Origin of the sequence: Gordonia sp. SID5947 (assembly GCF_009862785.1) — a bacterium.
In the GTDB taxonomy this organism is placed as follows: Bacteria; Actinomycetota; Actinomycetes; order Mycobacteriales; family Mycobacteriaceae; genus Gordonia.
Window position 1 is genome coordinate 1,975,504 of sequence record NZ_WWHU01000001.1, and the last position, 14,100, is coordinate 1,989,603.

Annotated in this window: 9 protein-coding genes and 1 pseudogene; 3 read left to right on the forward strand and 7 right to left on the reverse strand. The window is 65.1% G+C overall.

The genetic code is table 11. From position 1 onward, the window contains the following. Positions 1-154: 154 nt before the first annotated feature. Positions 155-1,572, reverse strand: a pseudogene (locus GTV32_RS09160) (HAMP domain-containing sensor histidine kinase). An 83-nt stretch (positions 1,573-1,655) separates the two neighbouring features. Further along, positions 1,656-2,342: a response regulator transcription factor gene (locus tag GTV32_RS09165; RefSeq protein ID WP_161059927.1), complete on the reverse strand. Its 687-nt coding sequence runs from the start codon at positions 2,340-2,342 to the stop codon at positions 1,656-1,658. Between the two features lie 211 nt (positions 2,343-2,553). Here GTV32_RS09165 and GTV32_RS09170 point away from each other — a divergent pair, with 211 nt between their 5' ends. The 3 genes from GTV32_RS09170 to GTV32_RS23380 all read left to right on the forward strand — a co-directional run bounded on the left by GTV32_RS09170 (position 2,554) and on the right by GTV32_RS23380 (position 8,007). Beyond that, a complete protein-coding gene (locus GTV32_RS09170) occupies positions 2,554-6,732 on the forward strand; it encodes a bifunctional nitrate reductase/sulfite reductase flavoprotein subunit alpha (protein WP_161059929.1) in 4,179 nt (1,392 codons plus the stop codon). 288 nt (positions 6,733-7,020) lie between these two features. Next, entirely contained in the window at positions 7,021-7,731 is a 711-nt protein-coding gene (locus GTV32_RS09175; RefSeq protein ID WP_202421715.1) for a carbon-nitrogen hydrolase family protein, read from the forward strand. A 147-nt stretch (positions 7,732-7,878) separates the two neighbouring features. Then, positions 7,879-8,007 (forward strand): GIY-YIG nuclease family protein, encoded by a 129-nt coding sequence (locus tag GTV32_RS23380; RefSeq protein WP_237421504.1) that lies wholly within the window; start codon positions 7,879-7,881, stop codon positions 8,005-8,007. Positions 8,008-8,298: 291 nt separating this feature from the next. Here the strand turns inward: GTV32_RS23380 and GTV32_RS09185 are convergent, their stop codons facing one another. The 5 genes from GTV32_RS09185 to GTV32_RS09205 form a co-directional block, all read right to left on the reverse strand. Further along, positions 8,299-8,616: a Rieske (2Fe-2S) protein gene (locus GTV32_RS09185; protein ID WP_161059933.1), complete on the reverse strand. Its 318-nt coding sequence runs from the start codon at positions 8,614-8,616 to the stop codon at positions 8,299-8,301. Next, positions 8,613-11,093, reverse strand: a complete 2,481-nt coding sequence (gene nirB, locus GTV32_RS09190; protein ID WP_161059935.1) for a nitrite reductase large subunit NirB — start codon at positions 11,091-11,093, stop codon at positions 8,613-8,615. Before nirB ends, GTV32_RS09185 begins: the two co-directional genes overlap by 4 nt. Further along, positions 11,093-11,440: a molybdopterin oxidoreductase gene (locus tag GTV32_RS09195; protein WP_161059937.1), complete on the reverse strand. Its 348-nt coding sequence runs from the start codon at positions 11,438-11,440 to the stop codon at positions 11,093-11,095. The genes nirB and GTV32_RS09195 overlap by 1 nt, the downstream gene beginning before the upstream one ends. A gap of 99 nt (positions 11,441-11,539) precedes the next feature. Next, positions 11,540-13,114, reverse strand: coding sequence for an FAD-dependent oxidoreductase (locus tag GTV32_RS09200; protein ID WP_161059939.1), 1,575 nt, complete (start codon positions 13,112-13,114; stop codon positions 11,540-11,542). Beyond that, complete coding sequence (locus GTV32_RS09205) at positions 13,114-14,073, reverse strand: diiron oxygenase (RefSeq protein WP_237421505.1); 960 nt, start codon at positions 14,071-14,073, stop codon at positions 13,114-13,116. The genes GTV32_RS09200 and GTV32_RS09205 overlap by 1 nt, the downstream gene beginning before the upstream one ends. Positions 14,074-14,100 lie beyond the last annotated feature (27 nt).

Sequence of the window (14,100 nt, forward strand, 5' to 3'; positions counted from 1 at the left end):
CAGTTCTCATCACGTCGCCTGAATCCGGCGATCTCCCGACTGTCCTGCCCGGCGCCGGCACACTGCACCGATCCGATCTTCAACCCTAGGGGATCAGGTGTGTGCCGTGAGGGGCGAAGTCGAGGACTGTCCGCACCGTCGAGGCCTGTTCACCCTATTGACGAACGACCTGTGGGGAAGGTTCCTCGGGGTCGGGCTCCCTGGCAACGCCATGCGGATCAACGCTCCCCCCAACTCCGATTGTTCGGCCCGGACAGTTCCACCGTGCCGGTCCACCACCTGCCGCACGATCGCCAGACCCAGTCCCGATCCGGGCATCGACCGCGACTGGGTGGATCGGTAGAACCGTTCGAACACCAGGTCCCGGTCCTCCTCAGGAATCCCGGGCCCGGCGTCGGCGACCATCAGCTCGGCCGTCCGGGCGTCGACCTGCCTCAATTGCACGTACACCGGTCGGCCACGCGGACTCCACTTGGCGGCATTGTCGAGGACGTTGAGAACCGCCCGGTTCAGTCCGTGCTCCTCGCCGAAGACGAACCACGGCGTCAGATTGGTCTGGAAGTCGACGTCGAGACGACGGCGACGCACCCGGTCGAGGCTTCGCGTGATCACCTCGGTGAGGTCCACCTCTTCGTGCACCACCTCGGGAGCTTCTTCGCGCGCGAGGTCGACCAGATCCCCCACGAGGGTCGAGAGTTCCTCGATCTGCGCCATCACATCCGAGCGGAGCTCGATCATGTCCTGTGCCGGCACTGCCGGCGCCCCGGGTTCACTGGTCGCGATCAGCAGCTCCAGATTCGTCCGCAACGACGTCAGGGGCGTGCGGAGTTCGTGGCCGGCATCGGCGACCAATCTGGACTGCCGGTCACGGGATTCGGCCAGCGCACGCAGCATCGTGTTGAAGCTCTCCGTGAGCCGGGCCAACTCGTCGTTGCCGCTCACCGGGATCGGAGTGAGATCCTGTGTCCGGGCGACTCTTTCCGCCGCGCGGGTCAGCCGCGCGACCGGCCGTAGACCGGCTCGGGCAACGGTCGTGCCGGCCAGCGCCGCCAACGCGACACCGCCCCCGCCCACCACGAGCAACACCCAGGCGAGCCGCTTGAGCACCCGGTCGGTGTGTAACAGGCTCTGCGCCAACACAAGTGTGTTGCCGTCACTCATCTTTCGTGCGAGCACGCGCTGATTGTGAATGGTGCGCAGACTCTGATTCTCTTGCCCCGGCGCATACGTCGAGCGGGCGATCTTGCGTTCGACGTCCTCGAACGGCACCTCTCCGATGAGGTAACTGCGTCCGTCGGGACGCACCAATGCGAGAGAGATGTTGGTGGAGAACACGGTTCCGGTCACCAAGGACTCGGGCCGTTCGTTGAGCAGACCGGTGCGCGCCAACGCGGTCATACCGTCGGCGCGGCTCTCGAGCTGAGAATCGACTTCGTTGTACATCGCCCGATAGACCACGAAGTAGGCCGCGGCGGCCATCAAACTGACCGACACCAGCACCACCGTCGCCGACAACAGTGTCACGCGCGTCTTCAGCGACACCGCACGCGTCAACGGCATCGGTGCGCGCATCTCCGCGAGGTCGTCTCGTTTGCGCCGCAGAAACCCGCGCGTCGCCTGCGACGACGACGCGGGATCGGTGTTTTCGGCGAGCACTAGGGAGGCGTCTCCCGCAGGACGTAGCCGACACCGCGCACCGTGTGGATCAGTCGGTCTTCACCATCGGCCTCGGTCTTGCGGCGGAGATAGCCGACGTAGACCTCGAGCGCATTGCCCGAGGTCGGGAAGTCGTAGCCCCAGACCTCCTCCAGGATGCGGCTGCGCGACAGCACGCGGCGCGGGTTCGCCATCAGCATCTCCAGGAGCGCGAACTCCGTGCGTGTGAGGCTGATACTCCGATCACCGCGCGAGACGTCGCGGGTCACCGGGTCGAGTGTGAGGTCGGCGAAGGCGAGCGCCTCGGATTCGATGTCGTCCTCCGGCGTCGCACGTCGTAACAATGCGCGCAGGCGCGCCAGCAGCTCCTCCAGCGCAAACGGCTTGGGCAGGTAGTCGTCAGCGCCGGCGTCCAGGCCGGAAACGCGTTCGGATACCGAGTCGCGAGCGGTCAACACCAATATCGGCAGGTCATCGCCTGCCGAGCGCAACCGCCGGCACACCTCGAGGCCGTCGAGGCGCGGCATCATCACGTCCAGGATCACGACGTCGGGGCGTTCCGCGACGATCTTCTCGAGAGCCTCCAACCCGTCGGCGGCGGTGTCCACGCCGTACCCGTTGAAGGTCAACGACCGGCGCAGCGACTCACGAACCGCCCGATCGTCGTCGACCACAAGGATGCGCATACCTACAGTCTTATCGTGAACTGCTGAGATGTGTCTGAGGACAGCGAGTGTGTCTCGGAGGTCGTTCGCGCAGGTACGTCGCAGGAAGAATGCGACCACATCTGCCAACCCGCGCTCCGCACAGGATTCGGCGTGACGTGTGAGGTCAAGTTGATAGGCGCGTAACTGGACGCTTCGAATCAGGAAACACGGTCACCTGACTCTGGACAGTGTGAAGCCCGTCGCCTCCGTCCGATCTCTGTGCGCCTACTGCGGCGTGGGGTGTGGCATGGACCTGACCGTCGGTGGTTCGGGCCAGATCCTCAAGACGACCGGCCGCAAGGACCATCCGACCAACTTCGGCCGCCTCTGTACCAAGGGTTCGACCACCGCCGACATGCTCGCAGCCGGCGGGCGCCTGACGGCTCCGGCGATCCGCTCCGCACGCGGCGCCGCCGCGCAACCCGGTGACATGGACCAGGTGATCACCGATACCGCCCGGCGACTGCGAGAGATCATCGACCGGGACGGACCGGACGCGGTCGCGCTGTATGTCTCGGGGCAGATGTCCATGGAGGCCCAGTACCTGTCCAACAAGCTCGCCAAGGGATTCATCAGGACCAATCAGATCGAGTCGAACTCGCGCCTGTGTATGGCCAGCGCAGGCACCGGCTACAAGCAGTCCCTCGGCGCCGACGGCCCACCGGGCTCGTACCAGGACTTCGACCATGCCGACGTCTTCTTCGTGATCGGCTCCAACATCGTCGACTGTCATCCGATCCTGCATCTGCGGATGATGGACCGCATCAAGGCCGGAGCCAAACTGATCGTCGTGGATCCCCGGCGGACCGCGACCGCCGACAAGGCCGACCTCTTCCTCCAGGTCAAGCCCGGCACCGACCTCGCGCTCCTGAACGGACTGCTACACCTGCTGATCACGGGCGGGCACACCGACGACGATTTCATCGCGTCGTACACCGACGGCTTCGAACAGATGCCCGACTTCGCCGCGCAGTACCCGCCCGAACTGGTCAGCGAGATCACCGGCATCCCCGCCGACGATCTGCGCCGGGCCGCCGAGCTGATCGGAACGGCCGACAACTGGATGAGTTGCTGGACAATGGGTCTCAACCAGTCGACCCACGGTACCTGGAACACCAATGCGCTGATCAACCTCCATCTCGCCACGGGCGCCATCTGCCGTCTCGGCAGCGGACCCTTCTCCCTCACCGGACAACCGAACGCGATGGGCGGTCGCGAGATGGGCTACATGGGCCCCGGCCTACCGGGCCAGCGCGCAGTGATCGCCGATGACGACCGGGCGTTCGTCGAGGACAGATGGGGCCTCGCGCCGGGCACATTGCGGACCGACGTCGGCGGCGGAACCATCGACATGTTCCAGCGGATGGCCGATGGCGAGATCAAGGCGTGCTGGATCATCTGCACCAATCCCGTTGCATCGGTGGCCAATCGTTCGACCGTGATCGCGGGGCTCGAACGGGCAGACCTGGTGATCACCCAGGACGCGTTCGCAGACACCGAGACCAACGCCTACGCCGATGTCGCCTTGCCCGCCGCGCTCTGGACCGAATCCTCCGGCACCATGGTCAATTCAGAGCGCAACGTGACGTTGTTCGAACCGGCCGTCGATGCTCCGGGGCAGGCACTCCCCGACTGGCAGATCATCGCCCGTATCGCCTGCGAGATGGGCTATGCCGACGCGTTCTCCTACGCAGACGCCGAGGAGATCTTCGACGAGATCCGCGCGTTCGCCAATCCCCGCACCGGCTACGACCTGCGCGGTATGACCTATGACGGGCTGCGCCGCACACCCATGCAGTGGCCGTGCCCGCCCGCCACGCTCGTCGACGCACCGGACCCGAACGGTCGCAATCCGATTCGCTACCGTAACGATGGCGTGAGCCAGACGCTGCATCGTCTCGAGGACGGATCCGTGCCGGACCTGGCGTTCGCCACGCCGACCCGGCGCGCCCAGTTCTTCCCACGCCCGCACGTCGACCCGGCGGAGATGCCCGACGACGAACATCCCTTCCTGCTCAACACGGGCCGGCTTCCCCACCAATGGCACACGATGACCAAGACCGGTCGCGTGGCGAAGCTGAACAAGCTCAACCCCGGACCGTTCGTCGAGATCCATCCCGACGACGCCGAGCGACTCGGCATCGGTCCGAAGGATCAGGTCGAGGTCGCCTCCCGGCGCGGACGTGCGGTTCTCCCGGCGTCGATCTCCGATCGTGTGCGGCCTGGCAATTGCTTTGTCCCCTTTCACTGGAATGACATGTTCGGTGACGATCTCGCGATCAACGCGGTCACCTCCGACGCCATCGACCCGTTGTCTCAGCAGCCCGAGTTCAAGGTGTGCGCAGTGACCCTCACTCGCATTGCCGCCGACTCCGACGAAACCTCGGCAACAGTGATCGATTCGACCCCCGTGGCAGCCGATCCGGTGCCTGCATCCGAAGGACGACCTGTTATCGACACTCTCGCAGAGCTACTCGGCGTGTCCGACATCCCGACACCACGGACCACCGACATCGAACGGCTCTACCTTGCAGGGGTCATCAGTGGACTACGAGCACGCCCACCGGCCGGTGAGGTCCCGACGCTGCCTGCCGACGCCCCTCTGGCGCCGGGTACCCGGACGTGGGTGGCCGGCCTTCTCGACGGAATGTTCTCCCGCCGGGCGTCGTCCACAGATACCGCCGAATCCACCGATGACTCCGGGTCCGCCGGCGCGGTGACCGTCCTGTGGGCGTCGCAGATGGGCAATGCCGAGGAGTTCGCCGCGCTGTGCGCCGATCGGGTTGCCGGTACCGGGCGCCCCGTCACCACCGTCCCGATGGACGAATGCGACCCGGGCCTGCTCCCCGACAGCGACACCGTTCTGTTCGTCACGTCCACGACCGGCGACGGCGATCCTCCCGACAACGGGAGCGAGTTCTGGGGCGCCTTGAACACCGACGACGCGCCTGATCTGTCCGGCGTGCGGTACGCGGTCCTCGCCTTCGGCGACTCCAGTTACGACGACTTCTGTGGCCACGGACGCAAACTCGATGCCCGCATCGGCGAGCTGGGTGGCTCCCGGATTCTCGATCGCGTCGACTGCGAGCCCGAGTTCGAGGACGCAGCCGGGAATTGGCTGGAAAAGATCGTCGGGGCCCTCGGCAACAGCCCCGGAACTGATACCCGTGATGATCGTGGCGATGACGACGGTCACAGGCCGGCCGTCACCGTGATCGACCGGGTCGCGCCGCCGGCCCCGACCACACCCACCTATTCGCGCAAGACCCCGTTCGTGACGTCGCTCGCCCGCAATGTCCGGCTGAACGGCGCGGGGTCGCAGAAAGACGTTCGCAACTTCGCGTTCCATCTGCCGCCGAACTCGCTGACCTATCGCACCGGCGACGCACTCGGTGTCTGGCCGCGCAACAACCCAGCGCTCATCGACGAGTGGTTGACGGCGACTCGTCTCGACGGTGACGAGGTCGTCGACCTGGCCGATGCCGGTGAGATGACCTTGCGCCGCGCGCTGCGAGAACGCCTCGAATTCGCCAAGGTGAGTTCCGATCTCGTGCGCTTCGTCGCGGACCGGACCGGCAACGACGACCTGCGTGACCTGGCGGCAGCCGGCAACAGGGCCCGCTTCGCGGACTGGAGTTGGGGGCGCCAATCGGTCGATCTGCTGTCCGAGCATCCCGTGCGCGCGTCGACGACCGACTGGATCGACGTGCTGAAACCGTTGGCACCACGCTCGTACTCGATCTCGTCGAGCCCGCTCTCGAGTCCCGACGAGGTACATCTGACGGTTGCCGCTGTGCGCTACAACGTCCACGGCACGCCCCGCGGTGGTGTGTGTTCGACATTCCTCGCCGACCAGGCTGAAGACGAGGACATCGGGATCTTCGTCAACTCCACCAACCACTTCCGTCCGCCGTCTGATCCCGATGCGCCGATGATCATGATCGGACCGGGGACCGGAATCGCGCCGTTCCGGGCTTTCCTCCACGAACGGCAGGCGCTCGGCCACACGGGTCCGAACTGGCTGTTCTTCGGTGAGCAGTATGCCGCAACGGACTTCTACTACCGGGACGAGCTGACCTCGATGTTGGCCGATGGACTGCTCACCAGACTCGACGTCGCGTTCTCGCGGGATCAGGCCTCCAAGGTCTATGTGCAGGATCGGATGCGCGAACACGGCGCCGAACTGTATCGGTGGCTGCACGACGGCGCTCATATCTACGTGTGTGGCGACGCCGGACGTATGGCCAAGGACGTCGATGCCACCCTGAAAGGTGTTGTCGCCCAGCATGGAAAGTTGGCACCTTCGAGCGCCGAGGGTTACGTCAAAGCACTCGCCGCGGAAAAGCGATACGTCCGCGACGTCTACTGACCCAGCGCAGCGTGCTTGCCCCCGCGCAGGAGCGCGCCTGCAGCGTCACCACCCCTCAGCAGCGAGCTCCGGCACCCCGCGCCCAAAAGAGCGAGCTCCGGTACCCCCGTGCCCTGAGGAGCGAGCCTGCGAGCGTCACGAAGGGCCAAAGATCAACACCCGACCATCGCACCCCCGAGCTACATCGGGAGCTGTCACGAGTCCCGAATATTGATCCCGACCGACCTCGGGAATTCGACCGACCCGTTGATGGTGCGTAGGCGGTCGATGTGGACCACAATGGGCCGGGTGGGCAAGGCCGCGGAATTGCGGGTGACGGTAGGACAACCAATCGGTGGTTCCGACCTGCTGGCGGCAGTTGGCGCGCACGCGGTCTTGGTGCGTGCGGCTCGCGCCGATGTCATGGTTTTCCCAGAACTGTCGTTGACGGGTTACGAGGTCGACGCTGTCCCTGTTGACCTGCGCCGCGACCGCAGACTGTTCGATGGACTCATCGATGCGTGCGCTTCTTCGGACACGTGTGCGCTAGTTGGCGCCCCTGTGATCGAGAATGGTTGTCGTTCCATTGCTTTCGTACGCGTTGACACCGACGGCGTCGAGGTGGTCTACCGGAAGCGCCACCTTGGCGGTCAGGAGATCGAACGGTTCACTCCAGGTCCCGCCGTCTCGACTGTCGATATTCGCGGTTGGCGCTTTGGGTTCGGCATCTGCAGAGACACCGGCGTCGAAACCCATACCGAAGCGACCGCTGCTCTCGGTATCGACGTCTACGCCGCCGGCGTGGTTCATCATCGATCGGAACTCTCGGAACAACTTCGCCGCGCTTCCGACATCGGCGCGCGTTGCGGGGCGTATGTGGCGATGGCCAGTTGCGCTGGTCCCACCGGCGGTGGCTACCGGGATACTGCAGGCAACTCGGTGATCATGTCGGCCGAAGGCACCGTGTTGGCCCAAGCCGGCGAGATTGCCGGCGACTATGTGACAGCTGTGCTGAGATAGTTTGCTTCAAATCGGCGCTTCGGGCTCCAACGTCATCGGAGAGACCCCCGCACTGTCGACAGTCCACAGCGGGTTTCATTGCCCGACATTTTCCACAGATCGTCCACACCGACGCTCATCCGCTGCGGGGAGCCAGAGAACGGGGAGATGGCATGGGTGTATCTTCTTGAATGCGTCGACCGGAAGTACTACGTCGGCAGCACCAGAGATCTCGAACACCGTTTGCATCAACACAACACCGCTCAAGTGGTTTCACCGCCACTCGACGACCCTTGAACTCGCCTGGTGTGCCGAACTCGACAATGTGTCGGAAGCGTACGCCCTCGAGCGCCGCATCCACGGTTGGTCTCGCCGAAAGAAGCAGGCGCTGATCAACGGAGACATCGATCTCCTACGATCGTTCTCCCGACGTGGCGTACGAAAGTCGGATCACACGAACTAGCGGGGGCCCTTCGAGACGCTCGCAAGCTCGCTCCTCAGGGAACAGGGAAACACGCACGCACGCACCGCAACGAACAAGAGGCACGCCCGCCGGCTCCTCAGGGCACATGGGTTCCGCGGAGTGCGTCACACCCACACCAGGATCTCTCCGTCCCGATCCTCCGCACGGTAGACCGCGACCGCGCCGATCCCCTCCGAGGCACAACCACCGTCGCGGAAACGAAATGCATACTGGTGCAACGGGCACACGATCTGCCCGAGGTCGAACTGACCGTCGGCGAGCGGGCCGCCGCGATGCGGGCACACCGCATCTGTCGCACGGAAGGTGCCATCGGTCATCCGGAACACTGCGATCTGCCGTTCACCGACGGCATACGCGCGTCCCTCGCCCGGCAGCAGACCCTCCGAAGGGCCGACCACCACGCCCATCTCGACCCGCGTCATCGGACCGGGACCTTCGGTAGCGGCAGCAACGGCAGCGACGACGCGAACTGGGCCGGCGACTTCGGTTCCTCGCGATCGAGCCACGGGTCGACATAGCCGGCCACCGCCTCATCGATCCGCTCCTGCAGACCCGCCACCAGCCCGTCCCGGTCGTCGACCAGGATCGCGCGCAGCTCCTCGATGCCGATCCGCGGTACCCACGCGTAGGTTCGCTCCAACCATCTGCCTTGCTCGCGGTAGTACTGGATGAATATGCCGCACAGCCGGATCACCTCGGCCGCCGACTCGACCGTCGCCAGGAGATCACCCTTGCGGATGTGTGCACCTGCCGCACCTCCGACGTAGATCTCCCAACGACCGTCCCCGACGGCAACCACCCCGAAGTCCTTGCACAGCGCCTCGGCGCAGTTGCGCGGACATCCGGTGACGGCAAGTTTCAACTTGGCCGGCGACTCCAGTCCCTGATATCGCGTCTCGATGTCGATGCCCAGCTGCGTCGAGTCACCCAGACCGAACCGGCAATAGTCCGTTCCCACACAGGTTTTGACTGTCCGGAACGACTTTCCATACGCATAACCCGACGGCATGTCCAGATCGTTCCAGACCTTCGGCAGGTCTTCCTTCTTCACTCCCAGAAGATCGATGCGCTGACCGCCGGTGGCCTTGATCATCGGGATCTCGTACTTCTCGGCGACATCGGCGATGCGACGGAGCTGTTCCGGCGACGTCACGCCGCCACGCATCTGCGGGACCACGGAGAACGTACCGTCGCGTTGGATGTTCGCGTGCACTCGATCGTTCACGAACAGGGCTCCGGGCTCCCGCTTCCAGTCGGCACCCCATATCACGCGCAGCAGCGACGCGAGCGGCATCTTCGCGGTTGCGTCCTCGCCGCCCGGTGCGAGTGCCGCGAAGACGTCGGTCACCGAGCGAAGGTTCTGCCGTTTGATCGTGTCGATGAGTTCCGGCTTGGTCAGCGGGATGGCGGGTACGTACCAATCCGCCGACGCGTCGGCGGTGAGCGCGTCGCCGGCCGCGAACTCGACGATGTCGGCGACCAACGGCTTGCACGAACCGCAACCCTTTCCGGCGCGTGTGGCCGCGCACACCTCGCTCACACTGGTGCATCCGCCACGCACACATCCGACGATGTCACCCTTGGTGACGCCGTTGCAGTTGCAGACCTGCACGTCGTCGGCGAGTTCGGCCGCACCGGTGGCCGCACTGGGCGTACCCATGTCGAACAGCATCGAGATGCGCTCATCGGGAAGCGGCACCTTCTCGTCGAACGCCTGCGTGAGAAAGTTGGCCTTCGAGATGTCGCCGAGCAGCATCGCGCCGATCAGTTTGTTGTCGCGTACCACCACACTCTTGTAGGTGCCGCTGCGTGGCTCGTAGAACTGGACGAACTCGTCGTCGTCTCGCTCAGGTCCCTTGACCCCCATGGCCGCGACATCGACTCCGGCGACCTTGAGCTTGGTGGTCAAGCGCGAACCATGGTATTCCGCATCGGGATTCGATCCCGTGATCACGTCTGCGAGCACCACCGCCTGCTCCCAGAGCGGCGCGACGAGTCCGTACACCTCGCTCCGATGCTGCGCACACTCCCCTACCGCGAAGATGAACCCCTCGTCTTCGCAACGCATCTGGTCATCGACCACGATCCCCCGCTCGACGACGAGTCCCGCACGCCGGGCCAGGTCCACATTCGGCCGGATACCCGCTGTCACCACGATCATGTCGGCGGGCAACGAGTCGTCGTCGGCGAAGCCGACACCGGCCACCGCCCCATCGTCGTTGCGCAGCACCGCGGTGGTCCGTTTTCCCGTGTGCACCCCCACACCGAGTTCTTCGATCTTGTTGCGCAACACCTTTCCGCCACGCTCGTCGAGCTGCTGGTTCATCAGATGGCCAGGCGAGTGGACCACATCCACATCCACCCCCTGGGTCTTCAGACCGTAGGCCGCCTCCAGCCCCAGCAGGCCGCCACCGATCACCACCGCGCGCACGTCGTCACGGGCAGTCGCCATCTGGAGCATCCCGTTGGTGTCCTCGATGGTCCGGAACCCGAAGACGCCACGGGCCAGCCGGCCATCGGACTCCCGCAGCCCGTCCATGTTGGGAAAGAAGGTGTTGGAGCCGGTTGCGACGATCAGAACGTCGAAATCGATCACGCGACCGCTGGCGCAGGTCACCGTCTTGGCGAATCGGTCGATGGCGTCGGCACTGTCCCCGCTGTAGAGGGTCACGTCGTTTTCCCGGTACCACGCCATCGGGTTCAGCATCAGATCGTCGTCGTCGAGTGCGGTCTCGCCGGAGAGGACGTGGCTCAGCATGATGCGGTTGTAGTTGCCGTAGGGTTCGTCGCCGATCATCGTGACGTCGAACAGGTCGGCACCCCCGCGGGCGAGGATCTCCTCGACGGTCCGTGCCCCGGCCATACCGTTACCGACCACCACGAGCTTGCGCCGCGCCATCAGAAGACGACCATTCCGAAGTCGATGACGACCTCGCCGGACGCCCCTTCAGGGGCGGCCAACACCAGTTCCAGCGTCGAGTCGGGCTCGACATCCTCGACGACCCGCAACGGCACGTTCACCGACGCCTTGGCCCCCATCGGAAAGATCCGCATCGGCTCGCCGTCGCGTGTCAGGGTGACGTAGATCAGGTCGTCGGAGCTGTTGCCGCCCCGAAAGTAGAGCGGCTGCGCTGTGAGCCCGGATGGCACCGCGAAGGTCAGCGACGGATCGATCGGCGCGGGCTTGGTGAGTCCGGTGCCGGTGAACGCGAAGACGCCTTGCAGGAACCGCGGTGTGCTGGACATAGCAGCCACTATCGCGATCGCGCATGAATCATTGCTTGCCTCGGTGTTACGAGGCGATTGTCAGGACCTCACCGGCGGACCCACCGCAGGTGATCTCGATCAGCGCTTACGCCACCCCGCAGCGCCGACCATGTCGGCGACCTCCGTGTACTTGACACGCGGCCGCCCCTGGACCAGCCCGCGACGACGCTCGCTGGCATCGATGGCTCGCATGCCGCGGTACCCGATCACCTGCCGTGAGCGTTTCCGCAGGAGAGCAGTGAACGCCTTGGGTCCGTGGGCGGTTCGGTCGAGGCGGTCGTCGGCCGCGTCCCGGATGAAGTCCTCGACCGTCGATTCGGCACACACCTTGTTGGTGCCGATGCCGCCGCTGGGACCGCGCTTCGCCCAGCCGAGGACGTAGACGCCCGGGATCACGTCCCCCTGATCGTCGAGCATCCGGCCGTCAGCGTTGGGAAAGACACCACGCTCGTGGTCGAAGGGCAGACCGGCGATCGGCGTCGACCGATAGCCGATGGATCGCACCATGAGATCGGCGGCCACGGTGTGCCTGGTGTCACCGGTCTGGACCGTCACGCCCTCGACGCGCTGCTCTCCGACGATTTCCTCCGGCGAGGTGTGGAAGAGGAACACGATACGACGCTTGGTCCGGTCGGCCGGCCGACGAAGATCTGGGACTTCCGCCGACGGATCGTCATGAACCACGATCTCGACGCCCGGAATGGTCGACAACGCACGATATTCCGCAGAGGTGTACGCGGCATTCGCCTGATCGCGGCGACCAAGGATCACGACCTCGTGGATGTTCTGTTGCTCGAGGATTCGCAACGCACGGTCCGCTATGTCGGTGGTGGCGAGCGATTCCGGCGACGAGACCAGGATGCGCGCGACGTCGAGCGCGACGTTGCCGGTGCCGACCACCACCGCGCGTCCGGTGCCGTCGGCGGGAATCGGCGGCGCCTCCTTGCCGGGAACCGCGTTGTACCAGGCCACGAGATCGGTGGCCGACGTCGAGCCTGACAGATCCTCGCCGGGGATGCCGAGCCGCCGTGACTCGCTCGCACCGACCGCGTAGAACACCGCGTCGAAGTGTTCGGCCAACTCGGCCGGCGTGATCTGGCCGGGGTCGGTACCCACCTCGACATTGGTCGCCATGGTAACGCGCGGATCGCGGTAGAGCAGGTCAAACCCGCGCAGCACGCCCTTGGTGCCAGGGTGATCGGGCGCCACGCCCGCGCGGACCAGCCCGCCCGGCGTCGGCAGCTTGTCGATCACGGTCACCTGCGCCTCGGTACGGTCCAGGATGGTCCGCAAGGCGTATCCACCCGACGGACCGGTCCCGACCAGCGCAACTCGCAGTCCGGCAGGCAGTTTCGGGATCTCGGGATATGTCACCTGACCCCATCCCGAGGCGATGTCGGTGTTCTGCTTGTAGAAGTCCGCGTTGATGTCGATGAACACCTTGTCGCGGGTGCCGAGTTTGTCCGCCGGATAGATGGCGTCCACGGGGCAAGCGTCCGCGCATGCGCCGCAGTCGATGCACGCCTCCGGATCGATGTGCAGGATGTCGGAGCTGCCGAAACCGCGTTCCTCCGGCGTGGGGTGAATGCAGTTCACCGGACACACGGACACACATGCCGCGTCGCTGCAGCAGGATTGGGTGATGACGAACATCAGAGCATGTTCGCTTTGCGGTAGTAGTACATCGCCGGGCGGGTCAGCAGGCCGACCTCGTCGAGGAACTCCATCAGGTGCGCGCAGCTGCTGCGGATCATCGACTGGAAGTGCGAGTTCGAGTTCATCTCCGCGACAGCGCGATCGGCGTCGAGCCCGGCGTCGGCGAATGCCTTCTTCTGGACCAGGCTGGAGACGATGAAGTAGGCGCCGAGCGATACGTACAGAGCGCTGAACTGACGTCGTGCCCAGCCGACGCCCTCCATGGACTCACGGACCTCTTCGCGCGCGAACTTCATGTGACGAGACTCTTCGAGCACGTGGATCTCGTTGACGGTCCGGATGAACGGCAGCACCCGGTCGTCGCGCATGCAGCCCCGCTGGAACACGTCTAGCACCTCTTCCGCGACGAGGATTCCCGCGTAGGCCACCTCGTTCTTGGCGGTGCGCTTGAAGAGTTTGCCCAGCCGGCCGACCTTCTTGGTCGGCTTGTACGAGGTACCGACCATCTTCTCGGACGCCTTGGCGAACATGATCGAGTGACGGCACTCGTCCGCGACCTCGACGAGGGCGAACTGGAACTCGGGGTTGTGGTAGTCGCCCAGATACTGATCCCGGATGACCATCTCCTGGAGGATCATCTCGAACCAGATGCCGATGTTCATGATCGACGCGAACTCGTGACGGGTCACCGAGATGCGCTGCTCCTCGCTGAGCTCATCCCAGTACGCCGTCCCGTACAACGACGACCACTCCGGGCTGCAGCCGTACTTGGTGGGATCCATCGGTGCCGACCAGTCGATCTCGGTCATGGCGTTCCGGGAGAGGCGAGCCGCCGAGGCCAGCAGGCGCTCGGAGACCTCGTTGGTGCCCTGATCACGCATGCTCACGACGTTGTCCGGGCGAGCGGGTTCCGGCGTGCCGCCGTCGCTCTGCGTCCGTCCCATCGCTGTAGTCATCGGATTCGACCTCCAGGTCGTCGGTGA

Excerpts from the sequence above, each read along its gene's own strand:
- GTV32_RS09205 (WP_237421505.1), bottom strand. The coding sequence starts at position 14,073 with ATGACTACAGCGATGGGACGGACGCAGAGCGACGGCGGCACGCCGGAA.
- nirB (WP_161059935.1), bottom strand. The coding sequence starts at position 11,093 with ATGGCGCGGCGCAAGCTCGTGGTGGTCGGTAACGGTATGGCCGGGGCA.
- GTV32_RS09200 (WP_161059939.1), bottom strand. The coding sequence starts at position 13,114 with ATGTTCGTCATCACCCAATCCTGCTGCAGCGACGCGGCATGTGTGTCC.
- GTV32_RS09165 (WP_161059927.1), bottom strand. The coding sequence starts at position 2,342 with ATGCGCATCCTTGTGGTCGACGACGATCGGGCGGTTCGTGAGTCGCTG.
- GTV32_RS09195 (WP_161059937.1), bottom strand. The coding sequence starts at position 11,440 with ATGTCCAGCACACCGCGGTTCCTGCAAGGCGTCTTCGCGTTCACCGGC.
- GTV32_RS23380 (WP_237421504.1), top strand. The coding sequence starts at position 7,879 with ATGGCATGGGTGTATCTTCTTGAATGCGTCGACCGGAAGTACTACGTC.
- GTV32_RS09185 (WP_161059933.1), bottom strand. The coding sequence starts at position 8,616 with ATGACGCGGGTCGAGATGGGCGTGGTGGTCGGCCCTTCGGAGGGTCTG.